The sequence below is a fragment of the Sphingomonas xinjiangensis genome, assembly GCF_014199255.1.
In the GTDB taxonomy this organism is placed as follows: domain Bacteria; phylum Pseudomonadota; class Alphaproteobacteria; order Sphingomonadales; family Sphingomonadaceae; genus Sphingomonas; species Sphingomonas xinjiangensis.
This window is the reverse complement of record NZ_JACIJF010000004.1, coordinates 91,016-114,521: the sequence shown is the minus strand read 5'-3', so window position 1 is coordinate 114,521 and position 23,506 is coordinate 91,016. Positions and strand designations below refer to the sequence as shown.

The following is a 23,506-nucleotide window of genomic DNA, read 5'->3' as shown; positions in this document are numbered from 1 at the left end:
GCGGAAGCGGGCGCTACGCCCGTACGATCTTGTCGCTGACCACGCCCGCCCGCCCGCAGGCATTGCGGGTATCGACAACCAGTGCGGCCGACGCGACCAGTTCTGCATAGTCGATGCCGTCATGGTCGGTGGCGATCAGGACGGCATCATACCGACCGTCCTTGACGGCCTCCCAAGGAACCGTCGAGCGATAGTTCAGCGTCGGATGCTCGCGAGTGCCGTTGATCTGCGTCACGTGTGGATCGAAGAAGTCGGCGGTGGCTCCACGCGCTTCGATCATCTCCATCAGGCGAAGCGCCGGACTCTCGCGGATGTCGTCGACATTCTTTTTGTAAGCTACGCCCATCATCAACACCCGCGCACCGCGCAAGCCTCGCCCGGAACGGGCGTCGAGCGTGTCGGCGAGCACTCGGACGACGTGCGCGGGCATGTCGGCGTTGATCTGCCCAGCCAGCTCGATGAAGCGCGTGTGCTGATTATACTCGCGCGCCTTCCAAGTAAGGTAGAAGGGATCGATCGGAATGCAGTGGCCGCCTAAGCCTGGGCCAGGATAAAAGGGCATGAAGCCGAACGGCTTCGATTTGGCCGCATCGATCACCTCCCAGACATCGATATCCATCGCAGTGAAGATCAACTTCAGCTCGTTGACGAGCGCGATGTTGACGGCGCGGAAAACGTTCTCGGTGATCTTCACGGCTTCCGCTGTCGCGGCGGAGGAGACGGCAACCGTCTGGGGCACGATGTGGCGGTACACGGCCAGAGCCAGATCCGCTGAGACGAGATCGTCCGCGCCGACCACCTTGGGGATCTGAGTGGTCGAAAAGCTGGGATTGCCGGGATCTTCGCGTTCCGGAGAGTAGGCGAGGAAGAAGTCCGATCCAGCTGTCAGACCGGTCGATTCTAAAATCGGCTGCATCACTTCACGCGTCGTACCCGGATAAGTGGTCGACTCCAGAATGACCAACTGGCCTTTGCGCAATGTTTTCGCGATCGCCTTGGTCGTCGCCTCCACATATTCCAGGTCGGGCTCAAGGTGGCGTGTTAGCGGTGTCGGCACGCAGATCAGGATGACATCGGCTTCGGCCAGCCTCTCCAGATCCGCAGTGGCGCCGAGCCGGCCTGCTTCCACAAGCGGTGCGATGCGGTCGTTCTGGACATGCTTGATGTAGCTGCGCCCCGCATTCAGCGCCTCGACCTTCTCGGCATCGGAGTCGAGTGCCAGCACTGGGCAACCCGCTTCGCCAAAGGCAACGGCGAGCGGCAGGCCGACATAGCCCATGCCGATAATGCCGATCTTCGCCGATGCCGTTTGGATCCGGGCTTGAAGCTTCAGCCCGTGAGCCGGCAATTCGATGCTCATCTAAGTCCCCGTCGGTGTGAATCGCAGCGCAGGCTGCATTCTCATCCGAGCAGGGTTTCAAGATCGATAATGATCCAGATACCATTTGACGAACGCAGGCACGCCGACGCTTGGCGGCGTTTCAGGAACCGCTCCCGTCAAATGCTTCAGCAGGGCGGAAGACGCCTCGGTCGCAGGCACATCGCCCTGTTGCATCGGCATGAAGTTCTTGATTGCCGTCTTGTCCAGCGCCCGCTCGAGTTCGCCGATATAATCCATCAGCTGAGTTGGGGTGCCGGCACCGATATTGACGCTGCGGAAGGGGGCTACGGGCGAAAGGCTGTCGCCTTCTACCGCAACTCTCCCAGGAACTGCTTGAATCAACCGGACAATGGCATCGGCGAGATCCTCCACGTACGTGAAGTCGCGGACCATGGCACCGTTGTTGTACACGTCGATAGCTTCGCCCGCGAGGATCGCACGAGTGAACTTGAAGAGCGCCATATCGGGGCGCCCCCATGGGCCATAGACCGTGAAGAAGCGGAAAAACGTCATCGGCGTGCCGTACAGATGGCTGTAGCTATGCCCGATGAGTTCGGTTGCGCCCTTGGTGGCCGCATAAAGGCTGAGCGGCGTTTGCGTCCGCTGCGTCTCTTCGAACGGCATGTGCGTGTTCGCGCCGTAAACCGAGCTGGTTGAGGCTGCCAAGAAGTGGCGCACGGGATGATGGCGCGCTAGCTCAAGCAAGTTGAAGGTGCCGACGATGTTTGCGCCGACATAGCTGCGCGGGGCTTCGATGGAATATCGCACGCCGGCCTGTGCTGCGAGATGGATGACGACATCAGGCTTGAAGTCGATCCACGCTTTTTCCAGCGCTGCCTGATCCTCGATCGAAATGCGGGCCAGCGAAAAGCCTGACTTCTCGGCAAGCAGCGCCGTGCGCTTCTCCTTCAGCGTGACGTCGTAATAGCTGCTAAAGTTGTCGATCCCCAGCACCGTCGATCCCTGGTCGAGCAGACGAGAGCAGGTGTGAAAGCCGATGAAGCCGGCCGAGCCGGTCACCAGAATGCGCGGAGCGGAGACAGTCATGGCCTATTCTCGTGGCTGAACCGCAAAGCCAAGTCTAGGGTCGGCGTATGCCGCAGGCGGGGCATCCTGTATCTTTGGGTAAGCTCAAGGTGCGGAAGCGCAACGCGAGCGCATCCACCAGCAGGAGCTTTCCCGCGCTGTCTTCACCAAAGGGGTAGCAGGCCCGAATTGCCTCAAGCGCGGCCAAGCTGCCCATCACGCCGGTCAGCGCCCCGAGTACGCCCTGTTCGGCGCAGGTTGCCTCTGCGCGCTCAGGGTCGGTGCCCACGAAGCATCGATAGCACGGCTTGTCGCTCTCCCAGCCACGGAATACGCCCAGCTGACCCTCGAATTCCGCAACCGCAGCGGACACCAGAGGAACGCGCCGCGTCAGCGCCGCGTCGGCTACGGCCAAACGCGTTGCAAAATTGTCCGAGCCGTCGAGCACTGCGTCGGCGATGGCGATAATGTCAGCCGCTTGCGCTCCGGCGACCCGCTGATCCAGTGCCCGAACCTGCACCGTCGGGTTCAATCCAGCGACTGCTTTCGCAGCAGCATCGACCTTTGCCGCACCGATGTCAGAGGTCCCGAAAATCGTCTGACGCTGGAGATTGGAGAGGTCGACGCGATCATCGTCCACCAACGTCAAGGTGCCGACCCCCGCCGCGGCCAAGTACTGGATAGCCGGTGAGCCGATGCCTCCGGCGCCGATCACCACGACGTGCGAGTCTCGCAACTTCGTTTGGCCCGCGCCGCCGATTTCCCGAAGCACGATGTGGCGGGCATAGCGCGTCAGGTCTGCGTCGGTGAGTGTCACGCCGGCCAAGTAAAGGTAAGCCTGGTGCGGTACCATTGCCCGTCGGCGCCATTGCGTGGGAGGAGATTGTTGCGCGCGAACCCCGCTACGAGCGCCGCTGCATATTGCTCCACGGTGGCGCAGCCGATGGCGCGGGGCACGGTGGTGCGGATGCCGCCGACGGCATTGACCAGGACCGCTACGTCGACCGTGATGGCGTTGCCATAGGGCAGTGGGCATTTGCGTCCGACCGCTTCCCGCTCGACAAAGCTGTTCATGTCATGGGTGATCTGGGGCGCGGTCCTGTAAGGAAGCGGCGCGAGCGCATCCCACTGCAGCGCGGCCGCTTGCATCACGGCGAGAATGAACGGCGCTGTGATCATATTCCCGTCGACCCGAAGCCGCCATCTCCGCGCGCAGTCTCGTCAAGCGTCGCGGCTTCCACCAGGTGTGCGCGCTGGACCCGAGCCGGCACCAGTTGCGCGATGCGATCTCCACGGGCGATTGCGAAGTCGTGCTTCCCGAGGTTGGCCAGGATGATCTTCACTTCGCCGCGGTAATCACTGTCGATCGTGCCAGGCGTATTGAGGCAAGTAACTCCGTGCTTGATCGCCAGTCCGGAGCGGGGGCGGACCTGAACTTCATACCCATCGGGAATCGCGATGGCGAACCCGGTTGCGACTGCCTGGCGGCTGCCCGGCGCGAGCACCAGATCCTCGGCGGCCACCACGTCCATTCCGGCCGCGCCTGCGGTCGCATAGGCCGGGAGCGGTAGTCCTTCGCCGTGCGGCAGACGTCGGATCGCAATCTGGATGGGCGCGAGCATGTCAGCCTTTCCTTGGCAGCGCAGCGGCTAGGCGCTGCGTAGCCGCAAGCACTTCCGGATCGTCGAGCAATTGGTGCCCGCGGCCGGGGAGAATGCGATAGTCGGTGGCGACGCCGCGGAGCGCGAGCGCCTCGGCATAGGCACGCGAAAACGCGATCGGCGTGATCTTATCATCGGCCCCGACCAGCACTGCAGCGCGAAGGTTGGGCTGAATGCCGCCTGCCGTCTTGAGTGGGTCGAAACTTGCCGCAAGCGTGCTTGAAGCTGAGCCTGTCGGCTGTGCCGCGCGGGCGTGCCAGTCGGCCAGGGTGCAGGGGCAGCCCACCAGCACCATGCCGTCTATCAGCGAAGGACGAATTCCGGCGAGATTTGCGGCGATCGCCGCTCCGCCTGCGTCCCCTACCACGATGATCTGCGCATTGGGGTAGCGACTGCGCAATGCTCCGATTGCGTCACCCACTGCGGCGATACGATCGGAGGTGAAGTTGTCGCCGGTCGTGCCGGACTCGCCGGGTGAACTGCGGTTGGCTGGACCGGCATAGCCGGGGCGAAGGATCGCGACGGCTGCCGCATCGGGGATCGCGCGCGCGGCGGCGCTGGCAAAGCGGTAATGATCCGGCCCGTCGTCACCGTGCAGCACGACGACCAAGGTGCGCACATCGGCGCTCCGTTTGGGACCATAGGTCTCGGCGTGAAGCTGCGTCGCGGGATGTTGCGCGGATGTGGTCGCGCAGCCTGCCAGCAGCAGCGGTAGAAAGGCGGGGCTAAAGCGCATGGGCAATCCGTTCCGCCAGCTTTCGGGCGACCTGATCCTTGGGCATCCGCGCCCAATCCTCGATACCGTCGGGGGTGATCAGGTGAACGGTATTGTCTGCGCCGCCCATCACGTCGCCCGAAACGTCATTGGCGACGATCCAGTCTGCACCCTTGCGCAGGCGCTTGGCCGTGGCGTGTTCGATGACGCGCTCGGTCTCTGCCGCGAAGCCGACCACGAGCTTTGGCCGGTGCGGGCTGGCGGCGAGGAGGGCGAGGATGTCGGGGTTTTCCGACAACTGAAGGGTAGGGGAGGTATCGCCTTTCTTCAGTTTTTGATCCGCTGTTTCCACGCGCCAGTCGCCGACGGCGGCGACCATCACCGCAGCGTCGGCGGGGAGAGCGGTGGCGACGGCGTTGGCCATTTCCTGGGCGGTCTCCACGTCGATGCGCGTGACGCCTGGCGGGGTCTGCGCGAGGACGGGGCCGCTGACGAGCGTGACCTTGGCACCCATTTCGGCGAGGGCGGCGGCGATCGCGTAGCCTTGCTTGCCCGAGGAGCGGTTGGCGATGTAGCGGACCGGATCGATCGGCTCATGCGTGGGGCCGGCGGTGACGAGGATGTGGCGGTTGGCCAGCATCTGGTCGACGCGGAAACGCGTTTGGACAAAGTCGAGGATCGCGGCGGGTTCGGGAAGCCGGCCGGGGCCGTATTCGCCGCAAGCCATTGATCCTTCATCAGGATCCATAACCGTTACGCCATCGGAACGAAGCTGCGCGACGTTGCGCCGCGTCGCCGCGTGCTGCCACATGCGCACGTTCATCGCCGGCGCCGCGACCACCGGCTTGTCAGTGGCGAGCAGCAAGGTGGTGGCGAGATCGTCGGCAAGCCCGGCGGCCATCTTGGCGAGCAAGTCGGCGGTGGCGGGCGCGACCACCACCAGATCGGCCTCTCGGCTGAGCTGAATATGGCCCATCTCGGTTTCGTCCTTCAGGTCCCACAAGGTGGTGTAGACCTGATTCTCGGACAAAGCGGCCAGCGTCATCGGCGTGACGAAATGCTGCGCGCCTTCCGTCAGCACGCATTTCACCGAAATGCCGGCCTTTCGGCACAGCCGCACGAATTCGCACGCCTTATAGGCCGCGATGCCGCCGCCGACGATCAGCAGGATACGCTTCATCGCGACACCCTTGTCACCGTTATGCGCCGTTTGTCGAGCGCCCGGATGACCAGATCGCGCGCCCCATCCGGCACGAACACCAGCCCAACGAAGAACAAAGGCGCGACCATCAATGCCCAATAGAATTGGTCGGGACGCGCGAACAGCGCGATCAGGGCGCCATATCCCAGCAGCAGCGCGAGAGCGCGGGTGGCGAGCGGATCGGCCCAGCTGGCCCAGCCGAACAGCGCCAGACCCGCCAGCAGCGCGCCGACCCAGAGCGGCAGCAGCTGAAGCACGGTGGACAAGGCGACAGCCTGCACGAAGAAGCCGATGCCAAGCCAGCCGCCACCCCGTGGCGCGGCCACGTCGAGCGGTCCAGTGGCGCCGGTGACGGCATGGGCATGGGCGCCGAGCGCGACAACGAACAGCAGCAGCACCGCCACCCAGCCACGCGCTTCGGTACGCGCCCCTTCACGCCATGCCATGACCGCCATGACAATGGCGTACAGCGCCGCGGTTTCGCGGATCAGCATCGCGGCGAGCGCAAGCGCAGCGGGCTCAACCCAGCGGCCCGGGCGGCGCAACGCAAGCGACAGCGCGACCAGCAGCCCGGCCCAGAGCTCATGCAATGGCCAGAGCCCAGCGCGGAGGAAGGCGAGCATCGAGCCGAGCAGGAGCATGCCGGCAACAAGGCGCGGCAGTGCGCGGGTCAGAACTTCGGTCAGGCGCAAGCCCCATGCGGCGGCAGTCACCGCGGCAAGCAACAGCAGCAGCAATGGCGGCCCCAAGGATGGAAGCGCCGCCTGGACGGTCGCCAGCGCGGGGAGGCGGACGGTGAAGAAGGGTCGTAGCGGATATCCGCCGGCACGCATCGCGTCGGTCGCGACGGTGTAATAGTCGCCGGCGCCGCTTCGCATCCCGGCAACGGTCTTTTCGAAAAGGAGCAGGTCGGCATCGCGTGACATCGGGGCCGCCGCGGCGGCACCCATATCCGCGCTTGCGGCAAGCGAAGGCGGCTGCACCGCTAACGAGGCCGAAAGGCACAACAAAAGGAGCAGCAGCGCCAACACAGCTATGCCCATCCGCGCGCGCGCCCGCCCCAACGCCGCGAAACGCGTGGGTGCGGCGAGCCAACGGGGTGCAGTGCGAGCCATGTAACGCGGGGAACTACACGCGGTGCGCACCGAGTGTCGAGAGCGGCCCGCGCGCGGCGGCAGCCTGGCGCGCCAACCTAGGACCGGATCCGTGCAGCCGCGCGACGAAGCGAAGGACTCACCCCTCCGCCACCGCCTCCGCTTTGGCCCCGGTGCGCTCCTCCGTCAGGATCTGCCACGCGGTGATGAACAGCGCGGCGAGAACCGGGCCAACGACGATGCCGCTGAGGCCGATCAGGTCGATGCCGCCCAACGTCGTGACGAGCACCAGCCAGTCCGGAATGCCCGTATCGCGGCCGACCAGCATCGGGCGCAGGATGTTGTCGGCCAGGCCGATCACCACCACGCCCGAGACGATCACCACAACCCCCTGCCACGCCGCGCCGGTGGCGAGCAGATAGATGGCGACCGGTCCCCAGATGATCGCCGGGCCGATTGCCGGGAGTAACGCGGCGATGACCATCAGCATGCCCCAAAGCAACGCGGCGGGAAGTCCGACGATCCAGAACGTGATCGCGCCAAGCGCACCCTGCGCCAGTGCGACCAGGCCCGAACCCTTCACGGTGGCGCGGACAACCGCTTCGAACTTTTCCGCCAGGCGGTTCGCCACGTCGGCGCGCAAGGGCAGCGCGCGCACCACCGCCGGACCGATCCGGTCGCCGTCGCGCAGCAGGAAGAAAGTGACGTACAGCCCCACGCCGAAGGCGAGCATGAAGGCCGCGGCGTTGGCGCCGATCGATACCGCGCGGCGCGCGAGCGTGCTGGCGCTGCTGCCCACCGCGTCGGAGATACGCGCCTGGGCCCGGTCAAAGCTGCCGAAGCCCGAACTGTCCACCAGCCGTTGCAGCCGGAGGGGAAGCGCGTCGTGGACCTGCTGGAAATAGACGGCGAAGTTGATCTGGCCGCTGCGGATCTGGGTGTACACGCCGGCCGCCTGATCGATCACCAGGCTGGCGATGATCACCGCCGGAATCACCACGGCAACGGTGATGATCAGCAGTGTCGCGGCCGCCGCACGGTTGCGGTGATCCGGCCAGCGCGCGAGCAGGCGCTGGAAAATCGGTTGGAACAGCAGCGCGGCGAGGGCGGCCCACAGCAACGCGCCGATGAAGCTGGAAACGATCAGCGTCAGCCCGATGGTGAGCAGCACCACCGTGAGGATGAAACCGCCATTTTCAACACGGTCGCGGCGTATGGCCATGGTTCGAGATGCCCTTCCCAAGCAGATCCGGATCGTTGAACGCACGTAACGAGGAAAAGTGCGTTTCGCATCGAGCGGGCTGCCAGCGGAGGGTTGCAGTCCGCGGGTGGCACGACGCGGAATCGGTGGAAAGCGCGTGAAGCCCTGCTTACGCTGAACGTCAGGGACAAGGGGCTGGGCAATCGGATGAACGATGGTGTCGCTGCACTGAGCGCGCGTGAAAAGGAAGCGCTGCGCCTACTTCTGGCCGGGCATGATGCGAAATCCGCGTCCGCCGCGCTTGGCCTGTCGGTCCACACGGTCAACGAACGGCTGCGCGACGCCCGCAAGAAATTGGGGGTGTCGAGCAGCCGCGAGGCAGCCAGATTGCTGGGGGAACAGGAGCAAGCCGCACCCAATTCGCATGGGTACGAGGATTTGGGGGTGGTCCACGCCGCGTCCGAAGACCGAGAGGATGGGCGACCGGGACGGCGGCGCACCAGGGATGCCGTTGCCTGGCTCAGTGGAGGAATGCTGATCATGTCGCTTATCATCGCAGGGATTGCGCTTACCGCCTTGTTGCACCCCGGCAGCGGGATCAGGGCCGTCGCCCCGCCACCGGCTGCCTCGCAGGCTGTGGCCGAGACCGAGGGCGTCAAGGCTGCGCGGGCCTGGATCCGGCTTGTCGACGATCAACGCTGGGCGGAAAGCTGGCGGCAGGCGGGGCAGCTGTTCACGTCGCAGCTCACCGAAGCCGGCTGGGTCGCGGCGGTGCGGCCGGTTCGGGAGCCGCTGGGCGCGGTATCGTCCCGGGCGCTCCAGACGGTCACCAATACGTCGAAGCTGCCCGGGGTGGCAGATGGCAGCTACCAAGTGATCGAGTTCCGCACCAGCTTTGCAGCCAGGCCGAACGCCGTGGAGACCGTCACCGTCGCGCGGGAAGGTGCGGCGTGGAAAGTGGTCGGCTATTTTATTCGGTGAGCGGGTGGGGGCGCTTTCCCTAGTTTACTGGGGGGGCTCCAAGCTGTTGGAGTTTCGTCGCGTTGGCTTGGAGCCGGGGTGTCGCTCGATCGAAATGGCAGAAGAAGCGGCGCCCGGGCAAGGCCGGGGTGTGACGAAGAAAGCGGCATAGGACTGCGCTTCGATGCAGTCAACCTTGCTAATGCAAGTGACTATCATTATGGGGCGCCCGCATAAGGGGACCATGATGAAAATCGCCAAGCCGTTGTTGCTCGCCTTCACTGCGCTATCGAGCGCACCCGCGCTCGCGCAGAGCGGAGCGCAAGCCGACGAAGTGATCGTTACCGGCCAGAACCGCACGAGCGGCGCGGCGACCAAGACCGATACGCCGCCCGAGCAGGTTCCGCAGCCGGTGACGATCATTTCCGCCGACACGTTCGAGGCCCAGGGCGCGGTGTCGATTTCCGACACGCTGAACTATGTCGCGGGCGTCCAGGCCAACCCGTATGGTCCCGACAGCCGCGTCGATGGCGCGACGATCCGTGGGATCAGCGCGTTGCAGTTCCGCGACGGCATGCGCGACGTGTTCAGCTATTATGCCAGCATCCGTTCCGACCCGTATAATTTCGACAGCGTCCAGGTGTTGCGTGGGCCATCGTCGGTGCTGTTCGGGCAGGGATCGCTGGGCGGGATCGTCAATCTGAATTCGAAGCTGCCGCAGTTCGAGGCCGGTGGCGAGGTGTCGCTGCGCTATGGCTCGTTCGATCGCAAGGAAGCGCTGGCCGATCTTACGGGCACGATCACCGACGGCTTGGCAGGGCGCATCGTCGCCCGGGTGCGCGATTCGGGTACGCAGGTCGATCATGTTCCCGACGACCGCGTGATGGTGGCACCGTCGCTGACCTGGGCGCCGGGCATGGACACCAGCCTGACGGTGTTGGGGCTGTACCAGGAGGACGATAGCGGATCGACGTCGCAGTTCCTGCCGCTGGTCGGCACGCTGCTGCCCAACACCCTCGCCGGACAGCTGCCCAACGACACCTTTGTCGGCAAGCCGGGCTGGGACCGCTATGACGGGCGGCTGATCCAGGGCACCGCGCTGTTCAACCACCGCTTCAGCGACGCCGCCAAGATCAGCCTGAAGGCGCGCTACATCGACAGCGACCTGACCTATTTCAGCCATTACCCGAACAGCTATTCCAACCCGACCAACCCCTATGTGATCTATGACCCGGTCACCCAGACCGAGCGGCCCGATCCCGAGCAGCGGCACATCGGGCTGTACACCGATGCCAGCATCGCTGGCATGGAGATCTTCACCACCGACAACAATGTCCAGCTGAACTTCAACACCGGCGCACAGGTCGAGCATGTCCTGCTGGGCGGCATCGATTACAGCTGGAACCGGGTGCGCAAGGTTTCGAGCTTCGGGCTGGAATATATCGACCTGTACGACATCGATTACGACGCGATCTCCGGCCACGGTGGCGGGTTACCGGCAGGCGCCGCACCGTCCGACGATACCGAGCAGAAGCAGCTTGGCTTTTATCTGCAGGACCAGATCCGGCTGTGGGACCGGGTTTCGGTGGTGCTGGGCGTGCGGCGTGATCATGCGACGTCGACGAACCATCGGGACGGTCTGGAAAGCGAATGGAACGCCACGACCTTTCGCGCCGGGATCATCGGCGAAGTCGTGACCGGCGTGTCGCCCTTCTTCAGCTATACCGAGAGCTTCGAGCCGGTGCTTGGCTTCACCCGCACGGGGGACCCGCTGGTGCCCAAGCGCGGTTCGCAATATGAGGCCGGGATCAAGTTCCATCCCAGCCAGGCGACGATGGTCACGCTTACAGGCTATCGGATCAAGGAGCAGAACCGCCCGATCGATGACGCCGGCTCGCCGCAGCAGGGCGACTTCATCCAGGCGGAATCGGTAACCTCCAAGGGTGTCGAGCTGGAGGCGCGCACGGTGCTGCCGGGCGACCTGCAGCTGATCGCCAATTATAGCTATAACGAAGCCGAGATCGACGGCACCAACCAGCAGCTGGACAATGTGTCGAAGCACAACGCGTCGCTATGGGCGCTGCGCGGCTTTTCGCTGGGCAACGACATGAGCCTGCGTTTGGGCGGGGGCGTCCGCTATACGGGTGAGAACCGGTCCTATGGGTTGGCCTTCACCGACGGGCTGGTGACGCCGGACTATACGCTGGTCGACGGGTTCGCCGAGCTGCGCTGGAAGCAGTGGAGCTTCTCGGTCAACGCGACCAACCTGTTGGGCGAGAAGTTCTACTCGGCCTGTCTGGCCCGCGGCGATTGCTTCATCGGTGCCGAGCGCAACGTGTACGGCACGCTGAGCCTGCGCTTCTGATGAACGGCGGCGCCGCCTTGCTCTGGCTGGCCTGTGGGTTGGGCGTGGCGGCGGTCGGCGTGCTGCGTTTCGCCTGGTCGCTGCCGCACCGTTCGGCGGCGTGGAACAGCGCGGGATGGGCGGCGCTGGCTGCGTGCGTGCTATGCGGCGGGTGGAGCGCGGGGGCGTGGGGCGTGTCGGTCGCGGCATTGTGCACGATGGCGGCGGCGTTCGCCGTGCTGGCGGTGGCGGGGTGGCGCGCGCCGCCCGGCAAGGCCACGGGCTCGAACCGCCGGATGGGCATGCTGCCCGAGCCCGGTGAGCCGCACATCGGCCGGCGCCTGGTGACGTTCCTGCTGGTCATGCCCGGCGGGCTGCTCGCCGCGCTGGCGATCGCGCTGGCGGTGCGGGGAAGCGGCTTGGCGCTGGGCTGGGGCGAGGCCAATGCCAATGTCGGCGGGCTGTTCGCCGTGCCGCTCGCCTGGGGCGTGCTGTGTACCATCTTGCTGATGCAGGCGCGCCGTGGCCAGGCAATCACGTTGTTGGTGTGCGGCGTGGCCGGGGCACCCTTTATCGTGGGTGGAATGGGCGCATGAAACTGGTGCCGAGCAGCAGCACGGTGAAGAACGCATTGGGCGCGCATGCGGCGATCGGGCTGCTGGCGGGGGCGCTGCTCTACCTGGTCTGCCTGAGCGGGACGGTGCTGGTATTCTATCAGGAATGGCAGCGGGCCGAACAAAGCGACGCGCCCGAGATGGCGCAGATCAGCCCGGACGCGGTGCAGCGCGGCGTCGAGGCAGTGATGGCGAGCGAGCGCGGCAAGCCGGCGACCACGCATCTGTATATCCACCTGCCGGTCGCCAAGCTGCCGCGCACCACGATCACCACCGACAGCCAGGCGGTGCATCTGGATGCCGCGGGCAATGTCGCCAGCCCTGAGGAAAATGGCTGGTCCGAGTTCCTGTATGCGCTCCATTATACGCTGCACCTGCCCGGGCTGTACGGGATGACGGTGGTGGGGGTGCTGGGCATGCTGATGCTGGCGCTGAGCCTGTCGGGCCTGATCGCGCATCCCAAGATATTCCGCGACGCCTTTCGGTTGCGCGCGCGGCACCGTGGCGGCGTCGGCCTGTCGGACTGGCACAACCGGCTGAGCGTGTGGACGCTGCCCTTTGGGCTGGCGATCGGGCTGACAGGCGCGGTGATCGGGCTGGGCAGCGTCACCGTCTATGTGGTCGCCGACCGCTATTATGGCGGCGACGTTGCGGCAGTGTATGCGACGGTGTTCGGCAAGGAGGCCAAGCCCGACCCGGCCAAGGCGCCGCTGCCCGATGTCGCGGCGGCGTTGCGGTACATGCAGGCGCACTATCCCCAGGTGGCGGTGACCTATGCCACGCTGCATGATCCCGGAACCGCCGGGCAGCATGTGCAGATCGCCGGCGACCATCCGCGGCGGCTGATCTTTGGCGAATATTACAATTTCGACGCCGAGGGGCGGTTCGAGGGCAGTGCCGGACTGGCGGACGGCGCGATCGGCCAACAGGCGGCGGCGTCGAACTACAAGCTGCATTTCGGCAATTTCGGCGGGCTGCCGGTGAAGATCGCCTATGCGCTGTTCGGGCTGGCGCTGACCGTCGTGTGCGCGACGGGGGTGTATATCTGGCTGGGCAAGCGGCAGCGGCGCGGCGTCTCCGAACCGCGACTGCGCGCGGCGTGGAACGGCGTGATCTGGGGCGCGCCGGCCGCGTTGCTGGTGACGCTGGCCGCCCGGTTCGCGCTCGGCAATGCCGCGCCGTTCACTACGATCTTCTGGAGCTTTCTGGCGGGCGCGATCCTGGTGTCGGTGGTGCGGGGGCGTCCAGCGCCTCGCGGATCGCATGGGCCAGATCGGCTTCGGTGAACGGCTTTCGCAGCAGCGCAACCTCGCCGAGACTCCGGCCTTCGAACAGCCGCTCGGGCGCGTAGCCGGTGGTGAAGAGCACGCCGATCTCGGGCCAGCGGCGGTGGACCTCGGCGGCAAGGGTGGGGCCGTCCATGTCGGGCATCACCACGTCGCTGAACACCAGCTTCACGCCCGGATGGCGATCGAGCATGTCGAGCGCGTCGGCGCCGCCCGAGGCGTGCAGCGCGGTATAGCCAAGGTCACGCAGCAGCTGCACGGTCATGATCCGGACCTGGTCGTCATCCTCCACCACCAGCAGGATGTCCTCGGGCCGCCCGCTCGGCACCTCGCCGCGTGCCGCCGTTTCGGCCAGCCCCTCGCTGCCGGCATAAGCAGGCAGAAAGATGCAGATCGTGGTGCCTTCGCCCTCGCGCGTGTCGATCGTCACGTCGCCGCCCGATTGGCGGGCATAGCCCAGCACCTGGCTGAGCCCCAGGCCAGTGCCGCGCCCGACGCCCTTGGTCGTGAAGAAGGGGTCGAAGGCACGGTCGAGCACGTCGGCGGTCATGCCCGAGCCGGTATCGGTGACACAGATCTCCACCCAACCAGCCGGTGCAGGCGGCACGTCCAGCGTGGCCGGCGGCGCGGCGCGCCGGGCGGTGCCGATCGTCAGCGTGCCGCCCCTAGGCATCGCATCGCGGGCATTGACCGCCAGATTGACGATCGCGCTTTCAAGCTGGGCGGCATCGGCGTGAAGCCGCAGCGGCTCGGGCGCGAGGCTGGTGCGCAGCGTCACGGTTTCGCCCAGCGTGCGGGCGAGCAGATCGGTCATGTCCTGAACCAGCCGGTTGGGATCGAGCACGCGGGGCACCAACGACTGCTGGCGCGAAAAGGCGAGGAGGCGCTGCGTCAGCTCGGCCGCGCGGCTGGCGCCGCTGGAGGCCTGTTCGATCAGCCGGGCGACCGCCGCCTGATCGGCGATGCGGCGCCTAGCGAGATCAAGGCTGCCGATGATGACCGCCAGCATGTTGTTGAAATCATGCGCGATGCCCCCGGTCATGCGGCCGAGCGATTCGATCCGCTGCATGTGGCGCAGCTGCGTTTCGGCATGCTCGCGCGCGGCAGCCGCGTCGCGCAGCTGCTGGTTCGCGCGGGCAAGCTCGGCAGTACGCTCGCGCACTTCGTGTTCGATGCGGCCCGCCGCGCGGGACTGCTGCCAGGCAAGCGCCGCGACGAGCAGCGTCATGATGACGCCCCCCAAGCCGACATAGAGCGGCGAGAGGAGGAACGATTGGCGGGCAAAATCCGGCGTGGCGGTGACGGTGAGCGTCAGCGTGCGGCCGGCCTGTTGAAGGGCGCGGGTGGTGCGCAGGGTGTCCGGTTCGGCGTCCGGAGCGCTTTGGTACAGGAGGTTGGCCGGGCTTGGCGCGCCATCATAAACGGCAATGCTCACATGGTCCGCCGCGCCGCTGCGGAACGTCGAGGAGAACAGGTCATGGGCGCGTACCGGACTGTACACCCAACCGTAGAACCCGGTTCGGCCCACGGGATCCCGATACAAAGGCGTGTACAGGAGGAAGCCCGGCTGCTTGTCCGTGCCTATCTCCTGCACCAGCTGAACCTTGCCGCTCATTGCCGTGAGCCCTGTGGTCCTTGCGCGCAGCATCGCCGCGTGACGGACTGGTTCGGAAGCCATGTCATAGCCCAAGGCGGTCTGGTTTCTGCGCCCCAGCGGCTCCAGGAACAGAATGGCCGAATAGATGTCGCGAGTACCGGCCGGCCACAACCGGAACCCCGCGCCGTGTTCGGCGCGACCGCGCGCTTCGATCCGGGCAATCCCGGCTGAACCTTCGGCGGCTTCGGCGAAGCCGAGGCCGAGAACCCCCGAATAGTTCTGGGCAAGGCGCAGCCGCGTGACATAGGTGCGGAAAGCGTCACGATCGACGTCGCCAGCCGCGTTGAAGAAGCCGGCAAGCCCGCGCAGCAAGGTGATCTGCGTCGCGCTTTTGTTTTCCAGATCCTGCAGCGTGGAGGCGGCGATGCTTTCGAAGCGCGCGCGCGTGCGGGCATCCTCCGTGCGGTCGATCTGCGTTGCGACAAAAACCGATGCCAATACGCCGCCCAGCAATATCAGCAGCGGGAGCGCGGCACGGCGAAGACGGCGTATCAAGAAGCCCATCATCGTTATGGACGCAGCCGGGCGCCGCGAGTTCCGTCTATGCGCCCGCCGGCGCGCCTATTGTTCAGCTTATGGTGAGGAACAGCGTCCCCGCAACGCCAGCTGCCGCCGCGCCAGCGGCTACCGCCGCGTAGCGCCATCCACCGCCGACGCGCACAACTTCGATCTCGCGCAGCGGCAGAGCAGGCGGCGCGCCACCGGGTGTTGGGTAGCGCAGCTCGATGTTGCGGATCAACTCGGGAAGGCGGGCGAAGGTGCGCAGATCAGTGATCAGCCGATCGGCGATCGCGGCTTCCGGACCGAGCTCGGTGCGGATCCATTCGCGGACGAACGGCGCGGAGGTTTCCCAAAGGTTGATCTCGGGATCGAGGCCGCGGGCGACGCCCTCGACCATCACCATTGTTTTTTGCAGCAGCAGCAGATGCGGCTGGGTTTGCATGTCGAAGTCGCGGGTGATGTTGAACAGCCCGTCGAGCATCGCACCGACACTCATGTCCTTGACGGGCATGCCGCGCATCGGTTCGCCGACGGCGCGCAGGGCGGTGGCGAACTCCGCGACGTTATGATGCGCGGGGACATAACCGGCTTCGAAGTGAATCTCGGCAACGCGCTTATAATTGCCGGTGATCAGGCCGTAGAGGATTTCGGCTAGCCAGACACGCGCGCGGCGATCGATGCGGCCCATGATGCCGAAGTCGATGGCGGCGATGCGCCCATCGGCAAGCGCGAACAGGTTTCCCTGATGCATGTCGGCGTGGAAGAAGCCCTCGGCGATCGCCTGGCGCAGAAAGGCGCGGATCAGCTTGCCGGCGAGCATGGTGGTGTCGTGCCCGGCGGCGATCAGCGCGTCGCGGTTGCTGAGCTTGATGCCGTCGACCCATTCAAGCGTCAGCACCTTGCCGGTGGTGCGCTGCCAGTCGATGGCGGGGACGGTGAAGTCCGGCTCGGCGGTCATGCCCTCGGCAAGCTCGGAGGCCGAGGCGGCTTCGCGACGCAGGTCGAGCTCACGCGCGGTCCAGCGCTTGAAATGGGCGATGATCAGGCGCGGGCGCAGGCGCGCGGCCTCCCCGCCCATGCCCTCGACCTGAGCGGCGGCCCATTCATAGGTGTCGATGGCGCGCGTGAAGTCGGCCTCGACGCCGGGACGCAGCACCTTGACCGCGACCTGGCGGCCATCCGGCGTAACGGCGCGGTGGACCTGAGCGATCGAGGCGGCGCCGACGGACACTTCGTCGATGCTGGCGAACAGCGTTTCGAGCGGGCGCCCAAAGCTCGATTCGATCCGCTCGCGGATGATCGCGAAGGGTAGTGGCGGGAGCGCGTCCTGGAGCCGGAGCAAGTCGTTCGCGGCTTCGTCGCCGACCAGATCGGGGCGGGTGGCGAGCGTCTGGCCCAGCTTGATTGCGGCGGGGCCGATGGCCTGGAAGGCGTCGGCGTAGCGGGGCACCTTTGGAACGCGCGCGCCGACGCGGGCGAGGCGAGCGATGCGGCGGACGGGCTTGGGCGTGTTCGGGTCGCGCTCAATGCCGCGCAAGGCGCCGTGGCGCGCGAGGATGCGGCCCCATTTGAGGAGGCGCCAGAGATGGACTGCGGGTGCGGTCATGCGATTTCGCTCCCCTTCCTGCAAGGGAGGAGCTCGGGGTGGGTGCGAGACGCGCAGCGGCTCGCTCGGGGCGAAGCGCCGAACGAGGCATCGAGCCCCGTCCGCCGCTGAACCCACCCCTTGATCCCCTCCCTTGCAGGGAGGGGAAAACCGTGAGGACCCATCAGATCTTCCAGCCGCTGTGGATCGCGACGAGGCCGCCGAGCAGGGGTTCTACCCTGGTCTGGGTGAAGCCGGCGTCGGCGATCATGCGCTCAAAGGCCGCCATGTCGGGAAAGCGGCGGATCGATTCGATCAGATAGCGATAGCTCTCTTCGTCATTGGCGAGGAGCTTGCCGAGCTTGGGCACCAGGTGGTGTGAATAGGCGTCATAGACCTGCCCGAATCCGGGCCACTGGGTGGTCGAGAATTCTAGCACGTAGAAGCGGCCGCCGCGCTTCAACACGCGGTGCGCTTCGCGGAGCGCCTTGGGGATGTCGGTGACGTTCCGGATGCCGAAGGCGATGGTATAAGCATCGAAGAACTTGTCGGGCCATTGCAGCGTCTCGGCATTGGCCTCGCTCCACACCAGGCCGTCAATGCCGCGCTCGGTCGCGCGCTCGATGCCGACTTCGAGCATCTGCGGGTTGATGTCGGCGACGGTGATCGACGCCCCGGTTTTCGCCATGCGGAAGGCGATGTCGCCGGTGCCCCCGGCCATGTCGAGGATCTGCTCGCCCGCGCGCGGCTTTACTCGGCGCACGAACAGGTCCTTCCAGAGCCGGTGGAGTCCACCCGACATGGCGTCGTTCATCAGGTCGTATTTGGCGGCGACATTGGAGAAGACCTCGCCCACGCGGCGAGTCTTTTCCTCGGGGGCGACGTCTTCGTAGCCGAAGGAGACGGTGTCGGTAGGGGATCCGGGCATGGAGGCTGCTCTAGCGGGCGAGGGGCAGTGGGGCTAGGGGGTCGGCATGCCTGAATTGCCTGAAGTCGAGACCACCGTGCGAGGCCTGCGGCCCGTGCTGGAGGGGCAGGTGCTGGAACGCGTGACGCTGCGGCGCGGTGATCTGCGGCGGCCGTTTCCCGAAGGGCTGGGGCAGCATCTGACCGGCGCGCGGGTGACCGGGCTGGGACGGCGGGCCAAATACGGGCTGATCGACACCGACCGCGGCGACACGCTGATCTTTCACCTGGGCATGTCCGGGCGGTGGCGGATCGATCCGGCGGAACTGGGCAAGCACGACCATTTCGTGCTGGAGACCGCCAAGCACCGACTGGCGCTCAACGATGCGCGGCGGTTCGGGTCGCTGGATATGGTGCCGACCGCGGAACTGGATTCCTGGCCGGCGTTTGCGGCGCTGGGGCCCGAGCCGCTGGGGCCCGATTTCGACGCCGCGCACCTTTTCGCGACATTCAAGGAGCGGACCGCGCCGGTAAAGGCGCTGTTGCTCGACCAGCGCGTGGTGGCCGGGCTGGGCAACATCTATGTCTGCGAAGCGCTGTTCCTGTCGGGTATCGCGCCAACGCGGGCGGCGGGTACGGTCACCAAGCCGCGCCTGGCGAAGCTGGTCGTGGCTGTGCGCGAAGTGCTGGAGGCGGCGATCGCGGCGGGCGGATCGACGCTGAAGGATTATGCGCGGCCTAGTGGCGAGCTTGGGTACTTCGCCAAGCAGTGGCGGGTCTATGGGCGCGAGGGCCAGCCTTGTTCGTGCAGCGGGCTGGTGGAGCGGCGGGTGGATGGTGGCCGGTCTACCTTTTGGTGCCCGCGCTGTCAGAAGTGATCCGGAGGGCGCAGGGCTTTACCGGGCTTCGACGGATAGTGGTGGCGCTTAACCCTCACCCGCCCTCTCCCGTGAACGGGAGAGGGAGCGAGGTTTGGGAGATAGGCGTTGACCCGAATCGCGTGGGACGGTAAGGGGCTCGCCTTTCCGGGCTTGGACGTGATGTTCCGTGCCCTTTCAATTCGAGCTAGGAACTAGACGGCATGGCGAATACGCCGCAGGCGAAGAAGCGTATCCGGCGGAACGACCGCCGTGCGGAAATCAACGGTGTGCGCGTGAGCCGCATCCGTACCTTCATCAAGAAGGTCGAGTCGGCGCTGGATACCGGCGACAAGGCAGCGGCTACCGCCGCACTCGCCGCAGCGCAGCCGGAGCTGCAGCGTGGCGTTGCGAAGGGCGTGCTCCACAAGAACACCGCTTCGCGGAAGTTCGCACGGCTGACCAAGCGCCTGACCGCGCTCGCTTAATCGTCACATTTTCGTAACGATGACCCCGCCGGACCTCGTCCGGCGGGGTTTTTCGCGTGCGCTTTCCGGGCGCTGGAGCGTTCGTTTGAGGCGTTCTGGATAAGTCGCGGAAAACCAACGATTCGGGGCTCGAGATGCGCTGAAGATTTGCTTAACGCATTGAAGTAATTGCAATAAATCGCTGCACCCACGGTTTTCCGCGGGCTAGGGCGAGTCAACAAAACTATTTCAGATTCTTTGCGGGGGCAGGCCTTGCTCGACTCAGGAACCCGTTCCTAAAACAGACTTCCGGTTGCGTTCGTTGGCCGGGATGTGAGTGCTCGGTGAGCCAGCCTGGGGGCAATGTCCGGCTGGCGGGAGCCACTTGGTTTTGATGGATTAGCGCGTGGAAAGCAGTGGCTTTTCGCGAGGAAGAGGTGCGTCGGCGTGACTCAGGTGCAGACTTTGGACCGGACCGGAACGGACGCAGTGGCGAAGGCCTGGACGCATGTCCGGGGCAATCTGCGTCGTTCGGCGGGCCAGCGCCTGTTCGATCAGTGGCTGAAGCCGGTGGTGCTGGTTGATGGATCGACCGAAAGCGCGGTCCGCCTCGGCCTGCCGTCGTCTTTCATGACCCAGTGGGTGAAGAACCATTATTCCGAGCGGCTGCTGCTCGAATTCCGCGCGGTGCTGCCCGAAGTGGTGAGCGTCACGCTCGAGACGTTGAGCGACGAACCGCAGCGCGTGCTCAAGGCCGAGGTGGAGGCGCCTGCGATGGTGCCGCCGCCGGCATCGGCCGAACGTCCGTCCTTCGACCCGCGCTTCAGCTTTCAGCGTTTCGTGGTCGACAGCACCAATCGAGTCGCATTCAATGCCGCCAAGGCGATGGCGATGCCCGGCGTGCCGCAGTTCAGCCCGCTATACCTCCATGCCGGCACCGGCCAGGGCAAGACGCACCTGATGCACGCGATCGGGCAGACGTTCCTGGCCGCCAATCCCGGCGCGACGGCGATCTACGTCACCGGCGAGCGGTTCATGTTCGAGTTCGTCCAGGCGCTGCGCAGCCGCGACACGCACGCGTTCAAAACGCGGCTGCGCTCGGTCGACCTGCTGATGATCGACGATCTGCAATTCATCGGCGGCAAGGACGCGACGCAGGAAGAGTTCTTTCACACGGTCAACGAGTTCATGTCGGCCGGCAAGCGGCTGGTGATCGCCGCCGACCGTGCGCCCCAGGCCCTGGAAGGCTTCGAGCCGCGGCTTGCCGGGCGGCTTGGCTCGGGATTGGTGGCGGATATCCGTCCGGCCGAGCTGGAGCTGCGCCGCGCGATCGTCGCCCGCAAGCTGGAGGACATGCCGGCGGTGGACATGCCGGCCGAGGTCGTCGACCTGCTGGCGGCGCGGATCACGGCGAACGTGCGCGAGCTGGAGGGTGCGCTCAATCGGCTGGTAGCCTATGCCAATCTGTCGAACGAGACGATCACCGTCGACTTCGCCGTCAACACGCTGGGCGAAGTGCTGCGCTCGGCCCAGCGGCGCATCACCATCGACGAGATCCAGCGGGCGGTATCGAGCCATTTCGAGCTGAAGCAGCTCGACCTCATCTCCGAACGCCGCGCGGTGGCGATCGCCCGCCCGCGCCAGATCGCCATGTATCTGGCCAAGCGTCTCACCACCCGGTCGCTGCCTGAGATCGGCCGCAAGTTCGGCGGACGCGATCACTCCACGGTGATCCACGCCGTGCGGCGCATCGAGGACCTGCGCGCCAAGGATGTCGAGATCGACGGCGCGGTGCGCGCGCTGATGCGCACGCTGGAGGGCTGACGCCCTCCGCCGCGCATCAGGGCGTCAGGCGGAAATAATAGCTGTAGTTGCGGGTGGCGCCCGCCACGCTGACATTGCCGATCGTCACGTCATAGGTGGTGTTGGCGGCCAGACCGGCGACGTTCCATTGCAGGCTGTTGGGCAAGCCATAGCCGTCATTGTCGAAGGCGATGTTGGACACGTTCAATGCCGCGCCGTCGCGCTGGCGGACGGTGACGGTGGCATTGGCGTAGCTGACCTGCGCGTTGGTGCCGAAATTGCGGTTCTTGTCCGCGATCACGCCGAAGGACAGCAACGCGCCATTGGCATAATAGCGCGCCGGATAGTCCTCGAACGGGTAGGCGATGAAGTCCGGCAGCGGGCCAGCCGTGTTCTGCGTGGTGTTGATCACCTTGATCGTCGCGCCATCGGCGCGCGCGTTCGTCGTATACGGCCCGGCAACCCGGCCATAGGCTACCGTCGACAGGAACGGGTAGAGCAGCCAGCGGCGATGGCCGATATTGTTGGCCACCAGATTGTCGACATCGGTCAGCCAGCCGATCATGATGTCGGCATCCTGCGCGTAGCGCAGCCCGCCGCCATAGCCGAGATAGATGTTGCTCTGTCCCGCGGCGGTTGCGCCCGCAGTGGTGTAGCACAGCCAGTTGGTGGGCGGGGTGTGGCTGAGCTGCCCGTTGGCGGCCATCATCAGCGAGGACTGCATTGCGGCCGCTTCGTCGCCGGAGGCATAGGTGACCGGCGGTAGATTATGCTGGGCGCGGATATCGTTCAGCGTCGTCAGCACGCGCGCGCCTACCTCCGGCTTCAACTGACCGGCTTGGCAGGCGGCGATGTTAGGGGCGATGGTGTAAAGCTGCGCGACGGAGTTGAGGAAGTCTGAGCCGGTTGCGGGCTCGTTGCTGGTCGGCGCCGGCGTGGGGCTTGGAGCTGGCGTGGGATCCCCGATGGTGCCGGGAGCCGGGGTAGGGGTGGGCGTTGGCGCGACCACCGTGCCGCCCCCGTCGGAGCCTCCTCCTCCGCTGCAAGCCGGGACGAGGGCGAGGAGGATGAGAGGCGCCAGGTTCCGCATAGCGACGGACTCAACCGGCGCGCATGGAAGTAAGTTCCCAGAAGATCACGGTTAAGTATTCCCGAAGCAGTGTCACCGGGTCTTTCTTTGGCAGGTGTTGCGCCGATCCTTGTCCAGCCCCTCCCGCCATCGGGGAGGGACGCCGGAATCAGACCTGGAGGCCGACGGCTTCCTTGGCGGCCTTGAGCGTCGGCGCGGCGAGGGCCTGGGCGCGCTCGGCACCCTTGGCGAGTTGCACACCGACTTCGGCGCGGTCGTTCAGGAGCTCGGTGAGGCGCTGGCGGATCGGAGAGAGCACCGACACGGCGAGATCGGCCAGCGCGGGTTTGAACGCGCCGAACCCTTGGCCGGCATATTCCTCGACCACCGCCTGAGGCGGACGATCGGACAAAGCGGCGTAGATGGTCACCAGGTTCTTGGCCTCGGCACGCTCGGCGAGCGCGTCGAACGAGTCCGGCAGCGGCTCGGCGTCAGTGCGCGCCTTGCGGAATTTCTGCGCGATCGTGTCGTCATCGTCGATCAGGTTGATGCGAGTCATGTCCGAGGGATCGGACTTGGACATCTTGGCAGTGCCGTCGCGCAAGGACATGATCCGCGGCGCGGCCTTGGAGATCAACGGCTCGGGCAGCGGGAACAGCTCGACGCCGAAGTCGGTGTTGAACTTGGCGGCGATGTCGCGGGTGAGTTCGAGATGCTGCTTCTGGTCCTCGCCGACAGGGACGTGCGTCGCCTGGTAAACGAGGATGTCGGCGGCCTGGAGCACAGGGTAGGTGAACAGGCCGACGCTGGCGCTGTCGCGGTTCTTGCCGGCCTTGTCCTTCCACTGCGTCATGCGGTTGAGCCACCCCATGCGGGCGGTACCCTGAAGGATCCAGCACAGTTCGGCATGCGCGGGGACGCGGGCCTGGTTGAACAAGATCGAGCGGTCGTCGATGCCGGCAGCGAGCAGGGTCGCGGCCATCTCGATCGTGGCGTTAGCGAGATCGGCGGGCGTGATGTTGCCGGTCAACGCGTGGAGATCGGCGAGGAAGAACAGGCAGTCACCGCCGTCCTTCTCCGCCGCGTCCTGCATCGCCACCCACTGCTTGATCGCCCCGAGATAATTGCCGAGGTGAAGATTGCCGGTGGTCTGGATGCCGGAAATGACGCGCATCTTG

General features: G+C 65.8%; 21 protein-coding genes. 7 read left to right on the top strand and 14 right to left on the bottom strand.

Annotated features, from left to right (window positions below; genetic code table 11):
- Positions 1-13: 13 nt before the first annotated feature.
- The 9 genes from FHT02_RS08540 to FHT02_RS08500 form a co-directional block, all read right to left on the bottom strand.
- On the bottom strand, positions 14-1,360 hold the full coding sequence (locus tag FHT02_RS08540) for a nucleotide sugar dehydrogenase (RefSeq protein ID WP_184086524.1): 1,347 nt from the start codon (positions 1,358-1,360) through the stop codon (positions 14-16).
- Positions 1,361-1,417: 57 nt separating this feature from the next.
- Positions 1,418-2,428: an NAD-dependent epimerase/dehydratase family protein gene (locus tag FHT02_RS08535; protein WP_184086522.1), complete on the bottom strand. Its 1,011-nt coding sequence runs from the start codon at positions 2,426-2,428 to the stop codon at positions 1,418-1,420.
- Positions 2,429-2,462: 34 nt separating this feature from the next.
- Positions 2,463-3,224, bottom strand: coding sequence for a molybdopterin-synthase adenylyltransferase MoeB (locus FHT02_RS08530; protein WP_184086520.1), 762 nt, complete (start codon positions 3,222-3,224; stop codon positions 2,463-2,465).
- Entirely contained in the window at positions 3,221-3,586 is a 366-nt protein-coding gene (locus FHT02_RS08525) for a hypothetical protein (RefSeq protein WP_184086518.1), read from the bottom strand. The genes FHT02_RS08530 and FHT02_RS08525 overlap by 4 nt, the downstream gene beginning before the upstream one ends.
- Complete coding sequence (dut, locus tag FHT02_RS08520) at positions 3,583-4,029, bottom strand: dUTP diphosphatase (RefSeq protein ID WP_184086516.1); 447 nt, start codon at positions 4,027-4,029, stop codon at positions 3,583-3,585. Before dut ends, FHT02_RS08525 begins: the two co-directional genes overlap by 4 nt.
- Position 4,030: 1 nt before the next feature.
- Complete coding sequence (locus tag FHT02_RS08515) at positions 4,031-4,804, bottom strand: alpha/beta hydrolase family protein (protein ID WP_246352274.1); 774 nt, start codon at positions 4,802-4,804, stop codon at positions 4,031-4,033.
- On the bottom strand, positions 4,794-5,963 hold the full coding sequence (gene coaBC, locus FHT02_RS08510; protein ID WP_184086514.1) for a bifunctional phosphopantothenoylcysteine decarboxylase/phosphopantothenate--cysteine ligase CoaBC: 1,170 nt from the start codon (positions 5,961-5,963) through the stop codon (positions 4,794-4,796). The genes FHT02_RS08515 and coaBC overlap by 11 nt, the downstream gene beginning before the upstream one ends.
- Complete coding sequence (locus FHT02_RS08505) at positions 5,960-7,099, bottom strand: hypothetical protein (RefSeq protein WP_184086512.1); 1,140 nt, start codon at positions 7,097-7,099, stop codon at positions 5,960-5,962. The genes coaBC and FHT02_RS08505 overlap by 4 nt, the downstream gene beginning before the upstream one ends.
- 118 nt (positions 7,100-7,217) lie before the next feature.
- Positions 7,218-8,300 (bottom strand): AI-2E family transporter, encoded by a 1,083-nt coding sequence (locus FHT02_RS08500; protein WP_184086510.1) that lies wholly within the window; start codon positions 8,298-8,300, stop codon positions 7,218-7,220.
- A gap of 186 nt (positions 8,301-8,486) precedes the next feature.
- Between FHT02_RS08500 and FHT02_RS08495 the strand changes: the two genes are divergently transcribed.
- The 4 genes from FHT02_RS08495 (at position 8,487) to FHT02_RS08480 (ending at position 13,483) form a co-directional block, all read left to right on the top strand.
- On the top strand, positions 8,487-9,260 hold the full coding sequence (locus FHT02_RS08495) for a helix-turn-helix domain-containing protein (protein ID WP_184086508.1): 774 nt from the start codon (positions 8,487-8,489) through the stop codon (positions 9,258-9,260).
- 226 nt (positions 9,261-9,486) lie between these two features.
- Positions 9,487-11,604, top strand: coding sequence for a TonB-dependent siderophore receptor (locus tag FHT02_RS08490; protein WP_184086506.1), 2,118 nt, complete (start codon positions 9,487-9,489; stop codon positions 11,602-11,604).
- The gene (locus tag FHT02_RS08485) at positions 11,604-12,179 is read left to right on the top strand and encodes a hypothetical protein (RefSeq protein ID WP_184086504.1); all 576 of its coding nucleotides are present in this window, start codon (positions 11,604-11,606) and stop codon (positions 12,177-12,179) included. Before FHT02_RS08490 ends, FHT02_RS08485 begins: the two co-directional genes overlap by 1 nt.
- Entirely contained in the window at positions 12,176-13,483 is a 1,308-nt protein-coding gene (locus tag FHT02_RS08480; RefSeq protein WP_184086502.1) for a PepSY-associated TM helix domain-containing protein, read from the top strand. The genes FHT02_RS08485 and FHT02_RS08480 overlap by 4 nt, the downstream gene beginning before the upstream one ends.
- On the opposite strand, the gene FHT02_RS08475 is transcribed toward FHT02_RS08480, so the two are convergent.
- The 3 genes from FHT02_RS08475 to FHT02_RS08465 form a co-directional block, all read right to left on the bottom strand.
- The gene (locus tag FHT02_RS08475; RefSeq protein WP_184086500.1) at positions 13,383-15,647 is read right to left on the bottom strand and encodes a CHASE domain-containing protein; all 2,265 of its coding nucleotides are present in this window, start codon (positions 15,645-15,647) and stop codon (positions 13,383-13,385) included. The genes FHT02_RS08480 and FHT02_RS08475 overlap by 101 nt on opposite strands.
- A 61-nt stretch (positions 15,648-15,708) precedes the next feature.
- Entirely contained in the window at positions 15,709-17,247 is a 1,539-nt protein-coding gene (ubiB, locus tag FHT02_RS08470; RefSeq protein WP_184086498.1) for a 2-polyprenylphenol 6-hydroxylase, read from the bottom strand.
- 163 nt (positions 17,248-17,410) lie between these two features.
- Positions 17,411-18,154 (bottom strand): class I SAM-dependent methyltransferase, encoded by a 744-nt coding sequence (locus FHT02_RS08465; protein WP_184086496.1) that lies wholly within the window; start codon positions 18,152-18,154, stop codon positions 17,411-17,413.
- 46 nt (positions 18,155-18,200) lie between these two features.
- Between FHT02_RS08465 and mutM the strand changes: the two genes are divergently transcribed.
- The 3 genes from mutM (at position 18,201) to dnaA (ending at position 21,280) form a co-directional block, all read left to right on the top strand.
- A complete protein-coding gene (gene mutM, locus FHT02_RS08460; RefSeq protein WP_184086495.1) occupies positions 18,201-19,010 on the top strand; it encodes a bifunctional DNA-formamidopyrimidine glycosylase/DNA-(apurinic or apyrimidinic site) lyase in 810 nt (269 codons plus the stop codon).
- Positions 19,011-19,213: 203 nt separating this feature from the next.
- A complete protein-coding gene (rpsT, locus tag FHT02_RS08455) occupies positions 19,214-19,477 on the top strand; it encodes a 30S ribosomal protein S20 (protein ID WP_184086493.1) in 264 nt (87 codons plus the stop codon).
- A 426-nt stretch (positions 19,478-19,903) separates the two neighbouring features.
- On the top strand, positions 19,904-21,280 hold the full coding sequence (gene dnaA / locus FHT02_RS08450; RefSeq protein ID WP_343056869.1) for a chromosomal replication initiator protein DnaA: 1,377 nt from the start codon (positions 19,904-19,906) through the stop codon (positions 21,278-21,280).
- A gap of 16 nt (positions 21,281-21,296) precedes the next feature.
- Here the strand turns inward: dnaA and FHT02_RS08445 are convergent, their stop codons facing one another.
- Entirely contained in the window at positions 21,297-22,268 is a 972-nt protein-coding gene (locus FHT02_RS08445) for a CAP domain-containing protein (protein ID WP_184086489.1), read from the bottom strand.
- Positions 22,269-22,497: 229 nt separating this feature from the next.
- The gene (gene trpS / locus FHT02_RS08440) at positions 22,498-23,502 is read right to left on the bottom strand and encodes a tryptophan--tRNA ligase (RefSeq protein WP_184086487.1); all 1,005 of its coding nucleotides are present in this window, start codon (positions 23,500-23,502) and stop codon (positions 22,498-22,500) included.
- Positions 23,503-23,506: the final 4 nt, after the last annotated feature.